Annotated in this window: 12 protein-coding genes; all 12 read left to right on the top strand. The window is 70.3% G+C overall.

Features of this window, described 5'->3' with window-relative positions:
- Positions 1 to 5 precede the first annotated feature (5 nt).
- Genes rsmH through AC6JA9_RS32015 form a run of 12 tightly spaced genes read left to right on the top strand, consistent with a single transcriptional unit; the run spans position 6 to position 14,543 of the window.
- Positions 6 to 920 carry a 16S rRNA (cytosine(1402)-N(4))-methyltransferase RsmH gene (gene rsmH, locus AC6JA9_RS32070; protein ID WP_497958325.1) on the top strand — a complete coding sequence of 305 codons (915 nt, stop codon included), beginning with the start codon at positions 6 to 8 and terminating at the stop codon, positions 918 to 920.
- Positions 917 to 1,321: a cell division protein FtsL gene (ftsL, locus tag AC6JA9_RS32065; RefSeq protein WP_223748273.1), complete on the top strand. Its 405-nt coding sequence runs from the start codon at positions 917 to 919 to the stop codon at positions 1,319 to 1,321. The genes rsmH and ftsL overlap by 4 nt, the downstream gene beginning before the upstream one ends.
- Positions 1,318 to 3,339 (top strand): penicillin-binding transpeptidase domain-containing protein, encoded by a 2,022-nt coding sequence (locus AC6JA9_RS32060; RefSeq protein ID WP_426736463.1) that lies wholly within the window; start codon positions 1,318 to 1,320, stop codon positions 3,337 to 3,339. Before ftsL ends, AC6JA9_RS32060 begins: the two co-directional genes overlap by 4 nt.
- 54 nt (positions 3,340 to 3,393) lie before the next feature.
- On the top strand, positions 3,394 to 4,917 hold the full coding sequence (locus tag AC6JA9_RS32055) for a UDP-N-acetylmuramoyl-L-alanyl-D-glutamate--2,6-diaminopimelate ligase (RefSeq protein ID WP_223748275.1): 1,524 nt from the start codon (positions 3,394 to 3,396) through the stop codon (positions 4,915 to 4,917).
- Between the two features lie 32 nt (positions 4,918 to 4,949).
- A complete protein-coding gene (locus tag AC6JA9_RS32050; RefSeq protein WP_408889521.1) occupies positions 4,950 to 6,353 on the top strand; it encodes a UDP-N-acetylmuramoyl-tripeptide--D-alanyl-D-alanine ligase in 1,404 nt (467 codons plus the stop codon).
- Positions 6,353 to 7,531 (top strand): phospho-N-acetylmuramoyl-pentapeptide-transferase, encoded by a 1,179-nt coding sequence (gene mraY, locus AC6JA9_RS32045; RefSeq protein WP_046715503.1) that lies wholly within the window; start codon positions 6,353 to 6,355, stop codon positions 7,529 to 7,531. Before AC6JA9_RS32050 ends, mraY begins: the two co-directional genes overlap by 1 nt.
- Positions 7,532 to 7,555: 24 nt before the next feature.
- A complete protein-coding gene (gene murD, locus AC6JA9_RS32040; protein ID WP_497958324.1) occupies positions 7,556 to 8,923 on the top strand; it encodes a UDP-N-acetylmuramoyl-L-alanine--D-glutamate ligase in 1,368 nt (455 codons plus the stop codon).
- A gap of 4 nt (positions 8,924 to 8,927) precedes the next feature.
- Positions 8,928 to 10,091: a putative lipid II flippase FtsW gene (ftsW, locus tag AC6JA9_RS32035; RefSeq protein ID WP_223748279.1), complete on the top strand. Its 1,164-nt coding sequence runs from the start codon at positions 8,928 to 8,930 to the stop codon at positions 10,089 to 10,091.
- A complete protein-coding gene (gene murG / locus AC6JA9_RS32030; RefSeq protein ID WP_223748280.1) occupies positions 10,088 to 11,233 on the top strand; it encodes an undecaprenyldiphospho-muramoylpentapeptide beta-N-acetylglucosaminyltransferase in 1,146 nt (381 codons plus the stop codon). Before ftsW ends, murG begins: the two co-directional genes overlap by 4 nt.
- Positions 11,230 to 12,648 carry a UDP-N-acetylmuramate--L-alanine ligase gene (gene murC, locus AC6JA9_RS32025; RefSeq protein ID WP_223748281.1) on the top strand — a complete coding sequence of 473 codons (1,419 nt, stop codon included), beginning with the start codon at positions 11,230 to 11,232 and terminating at the stop codon, positions 12,646 to 12,648. The genes murG and murC overlap by 4 nt, the downstream gene beginning before the upstream one ends.
- A gap of 6 nt (positions 12,649 to 12,654) precedes the next feature.
- The gene (gene murB, locus AC6JA9_RS32020) at positions 12,655 to 13,590 is read left to right on the top strand and encodes a UDP-N-acetylmuramate dehydrogenase (RefSeq protein WP_497958323.1); all 936 of its coding nucleotides are present in this window, start codon (positions 12,655 to 12,657) and stop codon (positions 13,588 to 13,590) included.
- Positions 13,587 to 14,543 carry a D-alanine--D-alanine ligase gene (locus tag AC6JA9_RS32015; RefSeq protein WP_141326183.1) on the top strand — a complete coding sequence of 319 codons (957 nt, stop codon included), beginning with the start codon at positions 13,587 to 13,589 and terminating at the stop codon, positions 14,541 to 14,543. Before murB ends, AC6JA9_RS32015 begins: the two co-directional genes overlap by 4 nt.
- Positions 14,544 to 14,794 lie beyond the last annotated feature (251 nt).

Below are 14,794 nucleotides of genomic sequence, written 5' to 3'. Positions count from 1 at the left end.
TGCTCGTGGGGGCCTTGGAATTCCAGCACCACACCGTCCTGCTGCGTGAAGCGGTGGAGCTGCTGCGACCGGGAGCGGGCAAGGTGATCATCGACGGCACACTCGGGGGTGGTGGCCACACGGAGGCGCTCCTGGCCCAGGGCGCGTCCGTCGTCGGCGTGGACCGCGACCCGGTGGCGCTGGCGGCGGCCACCTCCCGGCTGGGCCCCAACCCCCGCTTCCAGGGCCGCGCCGGCAACTTCGCCGACCTGCCCCGCGTCACCCAGGACCTGCTGCCGGTGGACGGCGTGCTCGTGGACCTGGGCGTGTCCTCGCCCCAGCTGGACGTGGCCGAGCGCGGCTTCTCCTTCAACAAGGACGGCCCGCTGGACATGCGCATGGGCCCGGACGGCCCCACCGCCGCGGAGCTCATCGCCACGCTGGACGAGCGCGAGCTCAAGCACATCCTCGAGGAGTACGGCGAGGAGCCCTTCGCCCGGCCCATTGCCCGCGAGCTCAAGCGCGCGCTGCCCACGCGCACGCTGGAGGCCGCCGAGGTCGTCAAGCGCGCGGTGCCGCGCAAGGCGTGGCCCAACCGCATCCACGTGGCCACCCGGACGTTCCAGGCGCTGCGCATGGCCGTCAACCAGGAGCTGGAGGCGCTGGACGCGCTGCTCTCCGCGTTGCCGGGCCTGCTCAAGGTGGGCGGGCGCGCCGCCGTCATCTCCTTCCACTCGCTGGAGGACCGGAAGGTGAAGGAAGCCTTCCGCGCGCTGGAGGGCCGCTGCACCTGCCCTCCGGGCCTGCCCGTCTGCGTCTGTCAGAGCGTGGGCAACTTCAGCGTGGTGACGAAGAAGGCCGTGTCCGCCTCGGACGAAGAGGTGGAGGTCAACCCCCGCTCTCGGAGCGCGCACCTGCGCGTGGTGGAGAAAGTGCGATGAGCAAGGCGTCGTCCCAGCGTGGCTCCGTCTCGGTGACGGGCGTGCTGCTGCACCTGCTGCCCGCGGTCCTCCTGTTCACCCTGTTTGCGGCGGTGGGCATCCTCCACGTCACCAGCCGGGTGATGGTGGTGGACATGGGCTACCGGCTGTCGCGCGAGGAGGCCGAGAGCCGCTCGCTGACGCGGGAGAACGACCGGCTCAAGCTGGAGCTGGCCACGCTCAAGGCCCCCGGCCGGCTGGAGCGCGTCGCGCGTGAGCAGCTGGGCATGAGCATGCCTGCCGGCAGCGCGGTGGTGTCGCTGTCCGCGGAGAAGCCCTCTCGCGCCAGCGCCTCCGCCCAGGCGCCCCAGGACCCCAAGCCCGCCGTGCGCGTGGCTGGCCGTGGAGGCGCGGGCCGGTGAGGGACTTCAAGGCGACCCGGGCTCCGGAGCCCAACGCGAAGGGGCTGAAGCTGCGGGTGCAGCTCTTGTTCGGCCTCTTCCTGCTCCTCTTGGGAGTCGCCTTCGGTCGCGCCGTGCAGCTGCAGGTCTTCGAGCAGGAGAAGCTGCGGGGGATGGCGCAGGACCAGTACGTCCGCCAGATTGAGATTCCCGCCCGGCGCGGCGACATCTTCGACCGGCGCGGCACGCCGCTCGCCCAGAGCGTGGAGGTGGACTCCGTCTGGGTGGACCCGTCGATGCTGCCCGACGTGCGCCAGGCCTCGAAGCAGCTGGCCAAGGCCCTGAAGGTGGACGCGGACGAGCTGGCCGCGCGCCTGGCCCGCTCCAAGCGCTTCGCCTGGGTCAAGCGCCAGGCCAAGCCCCAGGAGGTCGCCGCGGTGAAGGCGCTGGGCCTGCCCGGCCTGGGCTTCACCAAGGAGCCCAAGCGCTTCTATCCCCAGCGCGAGCTGGGCGCGCACGTGATGGGCCTGGTCGGCATGGACGGCAAGGGCCTGGAGGGCCTGGAGAAGGCCTTCGAGGACGAGCTGTCCGGGCAGAACTCGCGCATGTCCGGCTTCCGTGACGCCAAGGGCCGCAAGCTGCTGGTGCAGGGCGCCACCGACCCCCTGGAGCGCCAGGGCGCCGCCGTCACCCTGACCTTGGACCGCCACCTCCAGTACGTGGCCGAGAAGGCCCTGGCCAAGGCGGTGGAGGAGGCCAAGGCCGTCGCCGGCATGGTGGTGGCGCTGGACCCCAAGACGGGGGAACTGCTCGCGGTGGCCAACCACCCGCGCTTCAACCCCAACACGCCCGAGTCCAGCTCCCGCGGCGGCATGCGCAACCGCGCCGCGCTGGATACCTTCGAGCCCGGCTCCACCACCAAGCCCTTCGTGGTGGCCACCGCGCTGGAGGAGAAGGCGATTACGCCCGACAGCGTCTTCTTCTGCGAGAACGGCGCCTGGCGTGTGGGGCGCCACACCATCAACGACACCCACTCCTACGGGTGGCTGGCGCCGCAGGGCATCCTCCAGGTGTCCTCCAACATCTGCATGGCCAAGATCGCCCAGGTGCTGGGCCGCGAGAAGATGGTCGCCGGCTACCACGCCTTCGGCTTCGCCGAGCGCACGGGGCTGTCGCTGCCCGGCGAGGGCCGGGGCGTCATCCCCTTCCCGAAGGCCGAAGTGTCCCTGGCCACCCAGTCCTTCGGTCAGGGCATGACGGCCACCGCGGTGCAGATCGCCGCCGGCTATGGTGCGCTGGCCAACGATGGCGTGATGATGCGCCCCTACCTGGTGTCGAAGGTGGTGGACCCGGACGGGGTGGTTCTGCTGGAGAACCGTCCCACGGAGGTCCGCCGGGTCGTGTCCAGCAAGGTCGCCCGGCAGGTGGTGGGCATGCTCGAAAGCGTGGTCGTCAAGGGAGGCACCGCGCCCCGGGCGGCCATGGATGAATACCGGGTGGCGGGCAAGACGGGCACCGCCCAGAAGGCGGACCCCGTGGCCCGGGGCTACTCGGACAAGCGTATCGCCTCCTTCGTCGGCATGGTGCCGGCCGAGGATCCTCGCATCGTCATCCTCGTGGTGGTGGACGAACCCAAGACAGACGTGTACGGGGGGCTCGTGGCTGCCCCTGCTTTCAAGGAAATTGCGACCGCCGCCATGGCCCACCTGGCCGTGCCTCCGTCTCGGACGGTGGCACCCGGGACGGCCGTGGCCGCCGCGTCCCCCGCGCCTGGCGCGGCGAAGCCGGTGGCCCGAGCGGCCGTCGAGCCCGCCCGCCCGGCGTTGGAGGAAGCGGTCTCGGAGAGCCCTGAGCCCGGCACGGTGCGTGTGCCGGACGTCCAGGGAGCCGGGGGGCGTGAGGCCGTGGTGAAGCTGCTCGCCGCGGCGTTGGAGCCACAGGTACTGGGAAGTGGTCGTGTGGTGTCTCAAACCCCCGCCGCCGGCTCGCTGGTGGAGAAGGGGGCCCGGGTGACGCTGGAGATGGCGACGCGGCAATGAGGCCGCGCTTGCTCCAGGCCCCGCGCTTGCAATGCGTGTGAAGAAGGGGAAGAGATGAAGCTGACGGATGTCCTCGCAGGGTGTGGTGCCGAGCAGACCTCGGGTGGTCGTTCCGCGGTCGACGTCACCGGTGTGACCCAGGACTCGCGGCATGTGAAGCCCGGCGACTTGTTCGTCGCCATTCCCGGCACCAAGGAGGATGGTGCCCAGTTCATCGGGGAGGCCGTGTCACGCGGAGCCGTGGCGGTGGTCTCCGAGAAGCCGGTGCCCTCCTCGCAGGTGCCCTTCTTCAAGGTGGGCAGCGCGCGCAAGGCGCTGGCCCTCATCGCGGCGAACTTCCATGGCCGTCCGGCCGACAAGCTGACGTTGCTCGCCGTCACCGGCACCAACGGGAAGACGACGACGTCCTTCCTGCTGGAGGCGATGAGCGCGGCGGCCTACGTGTCCACGGGTGTCATCGGCACGCTGGGCTACAAGTTCGGCGGCAAGACGGTGCCGACGGCGAACACGACGCCGGACCCGCTGGAGCTGCACCGCATCTTCAAGGAGATGGTGGACGCGGGCGTGGAGACGGTGGTGATGGAGGTCTCCAGCCACGCGCTCGCGCAGGAGCGCGTGCACGGGCTGACCTTCAAGGCCGCGGGCTTCAGCAACCTGAGCCGCGACCACCTCGACTACCACAAGGACATGGAGGACTACTTCCAGTCCAAGCGGAAGCTCTTCGCGGAGAACCTGTCCGCCTCGGGCGTCGCGGTGGTGAACGGCGACGACACCTACGCCAGCCGCATCTACAACGAGCAGCGCGGCCAGAAGAAGATGGCGTGGAAGTTCAGCCGTCAGGGCAGCGGTGAAATCTCGGCCTCGGACGTCACGTTCTCGCTGGATGGCATCAAGGGCACGCTGAAGACGCCCTCGGGTGACATCGCGCTCAAGAGCAAGCTGTTGGGCCCCCACAACCTGGAGAACATCCTCCTGGCGGTGGGCATCGGCATCGGCGCGGGCTTCTCGCGCAGCGACGTGAAGGTCGGCATCGAGCGGATGACGCCGGTGGAAGGCCGCATGGAGCGCGTGGAGAACTACGGCCCGGGCGGAGCGCCCGCGGTGCTGGTGGACTACGCGCACACGGACGACGCGCTCAAGCGCGCGCTCGAGGCGGCGCGCTCCTTGGCCAAGGGCCGCGTCATCGTGGTCTTCGGCTGCGGTGGGGACCGGGACAAGGGCAAGCGCCCGCTGATGGGGCAGGTGGCCGCGGAGGCCGCCGACGTCGCCGTCATCACCAGCGACAACCCGCGCACGGAGGACCCGGACGACATCATCGCCCAGGTGACGCCGGGCCTGGAGAAGGCGGGGCTGCGCCGCATCTCCGCCGCCAAGGTGAAGTCCGGTGAGAAGGGCTACCTGGTGGAAGCGGACCGCCGCGCCGCCATCGAGCAGGCCATCGGCCTGGCGACCGGGGAGGACGTGGTGCTCATCGCCGGCAAGGGCCATGAGACCTACCAGCAGGTGGGCCAGGAGAAGCACAAGTTCGACGACCGGCAGGTGGCCGCCACGGTGCTGGCCGCCCGCAAACCCAGCTGAGACAAGGCGCGCGAGGCGGGCCCTCACACCCCATGGCAGCTCGATTCAGCGACGAAGAGGTGGTGCAGGCGACCGGGGCGACCCGGCGCCTGGGGCCCGGACCGACCGCCTTCGAAGCGGTCTGCACGGACACGCGGGCACTCACCCCGGGCTGCCTGTTCGTGGCGCTCGTGGGTGAGCGCTTCGACGCGCACGCCTTCGTGGACGCCGCGGCCAGGGGTGGCGCGGCGGGCGCGGTGGTGGGAAGGGGCCGCGCGCTGCCGGCGCTGCCCGAGGGCTTCGTGCTGTACGAGGTGGAGGACACGCTGATGGCGTTGGGGGCCCTGGGCCGCCACCACCGTCAGCGCTTCCGCATCCCCATCTGCGCGGTGGGCGGCTCCAACGGGAAGACGACCACCAAGGAGATGGTGGGCGCCATCCTGGCCACGCGCGGGCCGGCCCTGAAGACGGAGGGCAACTTCAACAACGAGATTGGTGTCCCCCTGACGCTGTTCCGGCTGGAGCCCCAGCACGTGGCGGCCGTCATCGAGGTGGGGATGAACCGCCCGGGTGAAATCGAGCGGCTCACCCGCGTGGTGCGCCCCGACGCGGGCGTCATCACCGTCGTCCAGCCCGAGCACCTGGAGGGGCTGGGCAGCCTGCAGGGCGTGGCGGACGCGGAAGGGGAGATGTTCCAGGAGATGGGGCCGGGCACCACCATCGTCGTCAACGCGGACGACGCGCTCATCCCCGCGCAGGCCGAGCGCAGCACGGCGAACCGGCTGACGTTCGGCCGGACGGACGGCGCGGACGTGCGGCTGGTGTCGGTGGAGACGAAGGGCCGCGACGGCATGGTGGCCACGGTGCGTCACCTGGGCCGCGAGTGGCCGGTGCGCCTGGCGTTCATCGGCCCGCACAACGCGCAGAACGCCACGGCGGCCTTCGCGGTGGCGCTGGCGCTGGGCTACACGCCCGAGGAGTGCGTGCGGGGGCTGGAGGCGGCGCGGCCGTACTCGCGGCGGCTCAACGTGCTGGACGGGCAGGGCGGCGTGACGGTCATCGACGATTGCTACAACGCCAACCCCGCGTCCATGGACGCGGCGCTGGAGACCCTGGGCACGCTGGTGCCCTCGGGCGGCCGGGCGGTGGCGGTGCTGGGCGACATGTTGGAATTGGGCCCGGGCGAGCTGGAGGAGCACGCGCGCCTGGGCGAGCAGGTGTCGGGCAAGGCGGCGCTGGTGGCGTTCTTCGGCCCGCGCTCGGCGGAAGGCTTCAAGCGCGCGGGGCTGGCAGAGGCCGCGGCGCATTTCACGGAGGTGGAGCCGCTGGTGGCGTGGTTGACGCCGCGGCTGCGCCCCCAGGACGTGGTGCTGGTGAAGGCGAGCCGCGGCATGCGGCTGGAGCGGGTGGTGGCCGCGTTGACGGGCACCCCGACGTCCTCCGGAGGAAACCACTAGTGCTGTACCTGCTCTACGAGCTCATCCAGAACACGGAGGCGGGGCGCATCCTCAACTTCTTGCGCTACCCCACCTTCCGCATTATCGCCGCCGGGGTCTTCGCGCTCGTGCTGGGCATGCTCATCGGTCCGCGCCTCATCGCGAGGCTCAGGCTCAAGCAGCACGGGCAGAGCAACGTGCGTGAGGACACGCCGGACTCGCATCAGAAGAAGAAGGGCACGCCCACCATGGGTGGCGCGCTCATCCTCATCTGCATCGCGGCGGGCACCCTGTTGTTCGCGGACCTGAAGAGCCGCGTCGTCTGGGTGGTGCTGCTGCTCACCTTCGGCTACGGCTTCATCGGCTTCCTGGACGACTGGCTCAAGCTGTCCAAGCGCAACTCCAAGGGCCTGGCGGGCCGCAAGAAGATGGTGCTGCAGACCTTCTTCTACCTGGTGGCGGTGTTCGGCCTGCTCACCACGTGGACGCAAGCAGACGGCTCGTTCGGCCCCACGCTGCTCATCAACACGCGGCTGACCTTGCCCTTCATCCCCTCGCACTGGTTCAACCTGGACCTGGGGTGGTTCTACGTCGTGTTCGCGTGGGTGGTGGTGGTGGGCACGTCCAACGCGGTGAACCTCACCGACGGCCTGGATGGCCTGGCCATCGTGCCGACCATCGTCTCCGCGATTACGTTCGCGGTGCTCTGCTACGTGGCGGGCACCACGCTGAGCATCGCGGACTCGGTGACGGTGGGGGGCACCACGAAGCTGGTGGCCACGCCGCTGTACCAGTACCTGGGCATCCTCCAGGTGAAGGGCGGCGCGGAGCTGGCGGTGTTCTGCGCGGCCATCGTCGGCGCGGGCATCTCCTTCCTGTGGTTCAACACCTACCCGGCCTCCGTGTTCATGGGCGACATCGGCTCGCTGGCGCTGGGTGGGGCCCTGGGCGGACTCGCCGTGCTGTCCAAGAACGAGGTGGTCTCCGCCATCATCCACGGCATCTTCTTCGCGGAGGCGCTGAGCGTGATGATTCAGGTGGCCTCGTTCAAGATGACCGGCAAGCGTGTGTTCAAGATGGCGCCGGTGCACCACCACTTCGAGCTCAAGGGCCTGGCCGAGCCGAAGATCATCGTCCGTTTCTGGATCGTCTCCATCCTCTGTGGTGGCGTGGCGCTCCTGTCGCTGAAGCTGCGCTGATTCCCCCAAGGGGTGGTGCCTCCCATGTCGCTCTCGCTGTCCGGGCAGAAGGTGTTGGTGTACGGGCTGGCGAAGAGCGGCGTCGCGGCGCTCCGCCTGTTGTGTCGGCAGGGCGCGAGCGTGACGGCGCTCGACGCTCGCAGCGAGGAAGCCCTGGGCGACGTGGCCCGTGAGGTGAAGGCGCTGGGGGCCGCGCTCGTCACCGTGCCCGCGCCGCCGGGCCTGTTGGAGTCGCAGGCGCTGGTGGTGGTGAGCCCGGGCGTGCCGCTGGCGCTGCCGGAGCTGCGCGCGGCCGCCGCGGCCCGGGTGCCCATCTGGGGCGAGGTGGAGCTGGCGTGGCGCGCGCTCACCGCCGTGCCGCTGTTCGGCATCACCGGCACCAACGGCAAGAGCACCACCACGGCGCTCACCGGGGAGCTGTTCGCCAAGGGCGGCCGGCGCACCTTCGTGGGCGGCAACCTGGGGCGGCCCTTCAGCGAGGCGGCGCTCACGCCCTCGGACTGGGACGCGCTGGTGGTGGAGCTGTCCAGCTTCCAGCTCGAGGGCATCCAGTCCCTGCGCCCGCGCGGCGCCGCCATCCTCAACCTCACGCCGGACCACATCGACCGGTACGCGAGCCACCAGGAATACGGCGAGGCCAAGGCGCGCATCTTCCAGCACCAGCGCGACGGCGACTTCGCGGTGGTGAACGCCGACGACGCGGCCGTCATGGGCCTGGCGGCCCAGGCCCGCGCGCCGGTGTATGGCTTCAGCGTCACGGGCCGGCCGGTGGTGGACGCGCCGAGGCTCGCGGGGCTCGCGGTGGCGAAGGACGGCGGCTTCCGGCTGGAGTTCCTGGGCGAGTCGTACCGGCTGGACAACCGCGCGCTGCGCGGGGCGCACAACGCCCAGAACGCGATGGCGGCGGCGCTCCTGGCGCGGCTGGGCGGTGTGCCGGCGGACGCGGTGCAGGCGGGGCTGGACAGCTACCCGGGCCTGCCCCACCGGCTGGAGAGCGTGCGGGTGCTGGACGGGGTGGAGTGGGTGAACGACTCGAAGGCCACCAACGTGGACTCGGTGCTGGTGGCGCTGCGCGCGTTCCGGGACGGGGTGTGGCTGATTGCCGGCGGCAAGGGCAAGGGCGCGCCGTACGCGCCCATGGTGGAGGCGGGGCGGGGCAAGGTGAAGGGCGTGCTGACCATCGGCGCGGATTCGGAAGCACTCGCCCGGGCCTACGAGGGGCAGGCGGCGGTGCATGCGTGCGGCACGCTGGCGGCGGCGGTGGCGAAGGCGCGCGAGCTGGCGAAGGCGGGGGACACGGTGCTGCTGTCGCCCGCGTGTGCGTCGTACGATCAGTTCAAGAACTTCGAGGACCGGGGCGACGGCTTCAAGCGCCTGGTCGGAGCGCTGTGACGGCATGAAGACCTCTCCTCCGTCGAACGCTCCCGTGCGGTTCGACCCCATCCTCCTGTGCGCGGTGCTGGCCCTGGTGACGATGGGGCTGGTGATGGTGTACTCGGCGAGCGCGGTGCTGGCGCAGGACAAGCTCGGCGACAGCCTCTACTTCTTCAAGCGGCAGGTGACGGCGGCGGGCATGGGCCTGGTCGCCATGGCCGTGGCGATGAAGGTGGGGTGGCGCAAGCTGGCGCGCTGGGCGTATCCGCTGCTGCTGGCGGCCATCGTCCTGCTGGTGCTGGTGGCCATCCCCGGCATCGGCTCGACGGCGGGCGGCGCGCGCCGCTGGATTCGGCTGCCGGGCTTCAGCCTGCAGCCGGCGGAGGTCGCCAAGTTCGCGTGGGTCGTCTATCTGTCCTACTCGCTGGCGAAGAAGCGCGAGAAGGTGGCGACGTTCTCCGTGGGCTTCCTCCCGCACCTGGCGCTGTGCGGCATCCTGGTGATGCTTTGCATGCTGCAGCCCGACTTCGGCAGCAGCGTGCTGCTGGTCTTCATGCTGTTCGTGCTGCTGTTCGCCGCGGGCGCGAAGCTGAGCTACCTGGTCGGCTCCATCCTGCTCGCGCTGCCCCTGGCGTACGTGGCGATTGCGTCCAGCCCGTACCGCATGAAGCGCATCCTGGCGTTCCTGGACCCTTGGGCCCACCGGCATGACGTGGGCTACCAGGTGGCCGAGTCGCTGATGTCCATCGGCTCCGGCGGCGTGTCCGGCCTGGGCCTGGGCGACGGTCGGCAGAAGCTCTTCTTCCTGCCGGAGGCGCACACCGACTTCATCTTCGCCATCCTCGGCGAGGAGACGGGCCTCATCGGCGTGGGTGTGCTGGTGGTGCTCTACGCCATCGTCCTGTGGCGCGGCGTGCGCGCGAGCCTGGCGGCGGGCGAGTCGTTCGGCACGTACCTGGGGCTGGGCATCTCCTCCATCATCGCCTTCCAGGCCACGGTGAACATGTGCGTGGCCATGGGGCTGCTGCCCACGAAGGGGCTGACGCTGCCGTTCGTCTCGTACGGCGGCTCGTCGCTGGTGGTGCTGATGGGCGCGGCGGGCGTGTTGTTGTCGCTGAGCGCCAGCGCGCAGGGGGCGCCGAGGGGCGCCCGGTCGGGCTCGGAGCTGAGGGAGGTGGCGGCGTGAAGGTGCTCATCGCGGGAGGCGGCACGGGTGGTCATCTCTTCCCGGGCATCGCCCTGGCGGAGGAGGTGGTGACGCGTCACCACGCCAACGAGGTCGTCTTCGTGGGCACCGAGCGGGGGCTGGAGGCGCGGGTGGTGCCGCGCGAGGGCTATCCGCTGGAGCTGGTGAAGGTGCAGGGCCTCAAGGGCAAGGGCTTCTTCTCCCTGCTCAAGGCGCTCATCGCGCTGCCCCTGGCCTTCATCGAGTCCTTCCGCATCCTCGCCCGGCAGAAGCCGGACGTGGTGGTGGGCGTGGGTGGCTACGCGAGCGGGCCGGTGGTGCTGGCCGCGTGGCTGATGGGCATCCCCACCGCCATCCAGGAGCAGAACGCGCTGCCGGGCCTCACCAACAAGGTGCTGGGCAAGGTGGTGCGGGTGGTGTTCATCGCCTTCGAGGAGGCGCGCCAGTTCTTCCCCGAGAAGAAGGTGCAGCTCATCGGCAACCCCATCCGCCGCAAGCTGATGGACAACTACCTGCGCAGCCACGTGGCGCACGAGCACTTCTCGGTGCTCGTCTTCGGCGGCAGCCTGGGCGCGCGGGGCTTGAACCAGCGGATGCTGGAGGCGCTCGACTCGCTGGGGGACCTGAAGGGCGAGCTGCGCTTCGTGCACCAGACGGGCAAGAACGACCTGGAGATGGTGCGCAAGGGCTACCAGGACAAGGGCTTCGACGCGGAGGTGGTGGAGTTCATCGACGACATGTCGAGCGCGTACGCGAAGGCGGACCTGGTCATCTGTCGCGCGGGCGCCACCACGCTGGCGGAGCTGACGGTGTGCAAGAAGGCCAGCATCCTGGTGCCGTTCCCGCATGCGACGGATGACCACCAGACGGTGAACGCGCGGGCATTGGTGGACGCGGGTGCGGCGCTGATGTTCCAGGAGTCGGAGCTGACGGGCGCGAAGCTGGCGGAGACCCTGCGCACGCTCAAGGAGCACCCCGAGCGGCTCAAGGGGATGGAGAAGAAGGCGGCGCTGCTGGGCCGTCCGGAGGCGGCGAAGGAGCTGGCCGACGTGTGCGTGGATTTGATGGTGCAGACCTGGGGCCCCAGTGGCCGCGAGCGCGCCACACCCGAAGCGAAGAAGGCGCCCAGGAGCGAGTCGTGACGAGGAACAAGCCCCCCAGTCTCTTCAAGACGCGGCACGCCGCGCAGGTGCACTTCGTGGGCATCGGCGGCATCGGCATGAGCGGCATCGCCGAGGTGCTGCTCAACCTGGGCTACCGGGTGTCCGGCAGCGACTTGAAGGAGAGCGACATCACCCGGCGCCTGACGCGCATGGGCGCCACCATCTTCGAGGGCCACAAGGCGGAGAACCTGGTCCAGGCGGACGTGGTGGTCATCTCCTCGGCGGTGCGCAAGGACAACCCCGAGGTCGTCACCGCGCGTCAGCGCAAGATTCCCGTCATCCCCCGCGCGGAGATGCTCGCGGAGTTGATGCGGCTGAAGTACGCGGTGGCCGTCGCCGGCAGCCACGGCAAGACGACGACGACGTCCATGGTGGCCACGGTGCTGAGCGCCGCGGGCCTGGACCCGACGGCGGTGGTGGGCGGCAAGGTGAACGTGCTCGACTCCAACGCCAAGCTGGGCAAGAGCGAGCTGATGGTGGTGGAGGCGGACGAGTCCGACGGCAGCTTCCTCAAGCTGCACCCGTCCATCTCCATCGTCACCAACATCGACCCGGAGCACATGGACCACTACGGCTCGCTGGAGGTGCTCCAGTCGGCCTTCGTGGAGTTCTGCAACCGGGTGCCGTTCTACGGCCTCAACGTGCTGTGCCTGGACAACCCCAACGTCCAGGCGCTCCTGCCGCGCATCGAGAAGCGCTTCGTCACCTACGGCAGCTCGCACATGGCGGACTACCGCCTGGAGAGCATCACCCTGGATGGGTTCACCACCACGTTCCAGGCGTTCCGCCGGGACGAGGCGCTGGGGGAGTTCCGGGTGCGCATGGTGGGCGCGCACAACGCCTTCAACGCGCTGGCGGTCATCGCGGTGGCGGAGGAGATGGACATCCCGCTGGAGACGGTGCGCACGGCGCTGGCCGAGTTCGGCGGCGTGCAGCGGCGCTTCACGGTGAAGGGCGAGGCGAAGGGCATCACCGTGGTGGACGACTACGGGCACCACCCCACGGAGGTGCTGGCCACGCTCGCGGGCGCCCGGCGCGCCTTCGGTCGGCGGCTGGTGGTGGCCTTCCAGCCGCACCGCTACACGCGCACGCACGATTTGTTCAAGGACTTCACCACCGCGTTCAACGACGCGGACCTGCTCTTCGTGACCAACGTCTACGCCGCCGGTGAGGAGCCGATTCCGGGCGCCACCGGTGACGCGCTGGCGGACGCGATTCGCGCGCACGGCCACCGCGACGTGACGTTCGTCCCCAAGCGCACGGACCTGCCGGCGGCGCTGCTGCCCCGGCTGCGTGAGGGGGACCTGGTGCTGACCTTGGGCGCGGGTGACATCACCCACGTGGGTCCGGACCTGCTCGGCCTGCTCGGCCATGCGGCTCCGACGAAGGGCTAGCGCGTCATGGTGGAAGCAGGCGTGAAGACGGCGCTGGCCCTCCGGTTGGAGCGGGTGCCGGACTGCGAGCTGAAGGCGGGCGAGCCCTTGGCTCCGCTCATCAGCGTCCGGGTGGGCGGCGCGGCGGAGGTGCTGGTGCGGCCGCGCTCTGGCGATGCGCTGGTGGAGGTGTTGAAGCTGGCGCGCGACGAGGGCGCGCCCTTGAGCATCCTCGGTGGTGGCGCGAACACGCTGGTGGGGGATGGCGGCGTGCCGGGTGTCACGGTGAAGCTGCCCGGGGACTTGTTCCCGGAGCTCATCGACGTGGGGCCGGAGGGTGGGCTCATCACGTTGGGGGCGGGCGCGGCCATCGTGAAGCTGGTGAACGTGATGCGCTCGCAGGGGCTGGTGGGCGCGGAGTTCCTCGCGGGCATCCCCGGGACGCTGGGCGGCGCGGTGGCGATGAACGCGGGCACGAAGAACGGCGAGGCCTTCCGTGTCGTCGAGGCCGTCGAGGTCGCGACGCCGGACGGGGTGGGGTGGCTGACGAAGGCGCAGGTGCCGCATGCGTACCGTCACTCGGAGCTGCCTGCTGGAGGGGTGGTGACGCGGGTTCGCTTCCGGTTGCCGCGCGGGGACGTGGCGGCGTCCAAGGTCGCGATGGACGCGGACCTGGGGTACCGCAAGCGCACGCAGCCGTTGAGCCAGCCGAACTTCGGCAGCGTCTTCACCAATCCGCCGGGCGACCATGCCGGGCGGCTCATCGAGCTGGTGGGCCTGAAGGGGCACACGCTCGGGCGGGCGCAGATCTCCACGCTGCACGCCAACTGGATTGTCAACCTGGGCGGGGCGACCGCTCGGGACGTGCTGGGGCTCATCACGCTGATGCAGACGCGCGTGAAGGAGGCCACTGGCGTCGACATGAAACCCGAAGTCAAACGCGTGGGAGTCTTCCTGCCATGACAGTCAATCGCGGCGCCTTCACGAAGGACGAGCTGAAGCACAAGCGCGTGGGCGTGTTGTTCGGCGGCCTGTCGTCCGAGCGCGAGGTGTCCCTGCGCACGGGCGCGGCCGTGTCGGGCGCGCTGCGCTCGCTGGGCTACGACGTGGTGGACATCGACGTGGGCAAGGACCTGCCCGCGCGGCTCGTCGCCGAGAAGGTGGACGTGGCGTGGCTGGCGGTGCACGGCCGCTACGGCGAGGACGGCAGCCTCCAGGGGCTGCTCGAGTCCATGTTCATCCCGTACACGGGCAGCGGTGTGCTCGCGTCCGCGATGGCGATGGACAAGGTGTACGCGAAGCAGATCTTCCTGGCGCATGGCATTCCCACGCCCGCGTATCGCGCGTTCCAGGACGAGGCGTCCGCGTTGGCCGCGGGGGACTCGCTGCCGTTCCCCTTCCCGGTGGTGGTGAAGCCCAGCCGCGAGGGCAGCAGCGTGGGCGTGCACATCTGCAAGACGCGGGATGCGTACGATGCCGCGGTGAAGGACGCCGCGAAGTACGCGGGCACGCTCATGGTCGAGCAGTTCGTGAAGGGCCGCGAGGTGCAGGGTGGCGTGCTGGATGACGAGGCGCTGGGCGTCATCGAGGTCCGCGCCGCGCGCGAGTTCTACGACTACGACGCGAAATACAAGGCGGGGACTGGCACGCAGTACCTCTTCCCCGCGCCGCTCCCCGAGGCGCAGTACGCGCGGGTGAACGAGGTGTGCCTGGGCGCGCACCGGGCGCTGGGCTGCGCGGGTGGCTCGCGCTCGGACGTCATCGTCACCGAGGGTGGCGATGTGTTCTTGCTGGAGACCAACACGCTGCCGGGCATGACGGCCACCAGCCTGTTGCCCAAGATTGCGGCGGGACGTGGCATCGACTTCCCGGCGCTGTGCGAGCGGCTGCTCGTGGGTGCATGCCTCAAGGCTTGAGCGAGCGGCTCGCCCCCTGAGTGGGGGCGGCTCGGGATGCCGGTGCTGCTCGCGCCTCGCTGATGCGGGGCGCTGACGCAAGGTGGCTCCCTTGAGCTGGGCTGCGCGTGGGCATTGCTCCCTTCACGCTGCGACGCGCTGGAGGCACTGCTTGCATCCCCGCCGATGCGGGGCACTGAGCCGAGGTGGTCCCGCCAGTCGGCCTGCGCGTGGGCGCTCCTTCATGCACGCGGCGACTCCGGACGTCCTGG

Source organism: Myxococcus sp. MH1 (assembly GCF_059738865.1).
The sequence above is the reverse complement of the archived record's forward strand: the minus strand, read 5'-3'. Positions and strand labels throughout refer to the sequence as shown.

What these genes read in the sequence shown, in the direction of transcription:
- ftsW (WP_223748279.1), top strand. Translation starts at nt 8,928, where the DNA reads ATGAAGACCTCTCCTCCGTCGAACGCTCCCGTGCGGTTCGACCCCATC.
- AC6JA9_RS32055 (WP_223748275.1), top strand. Translation starts at nt 3,394, where the DNA reads ATGAAGCTGACGGATGTCCTCGCAGGGTGTGGTGCCGAGCAGACCTCG.
- murB (WP_497958323.1), top strand. Translation starts at nt 12,655, where the DNA reads ATGGTGGAAGCAGGCGTGAAGACGGCGCTGGCCCTCCGGTTGGAGCGG.
- AC6JA9_RS32015 (WP_141326183.1), top strand. Translation starts at nt 13,587, where the DNA reads ATGACAGTCAATCGCGGCGCCTTCACGAAGGACGAGCTGAAGCACAAG.
- ftsL (WP_223748273.1), top strand. Translation starts at nt 917, where the DNA reads ATGAGCAAGGCGTCGTCCCAGCGTGGCTCCGTCTCGGTGACGGGCGTG.
- AC6JA9_RS32050 (WP_408889521.1), top strand. Translation starts at nt 4,950, where the DNA reads ATGGCAGCTCGATTCAGCGACGAAGAGGTGGTGCAGGCGACCGGGGCG.
- murD (WP_497958324.1), top strand. Translation starts at nt 7,556, where the DNA reads ATGTCGCTCTCGCTGTCCGGGCAGAAGGTGTTGGTGTACGGGCTGGCG.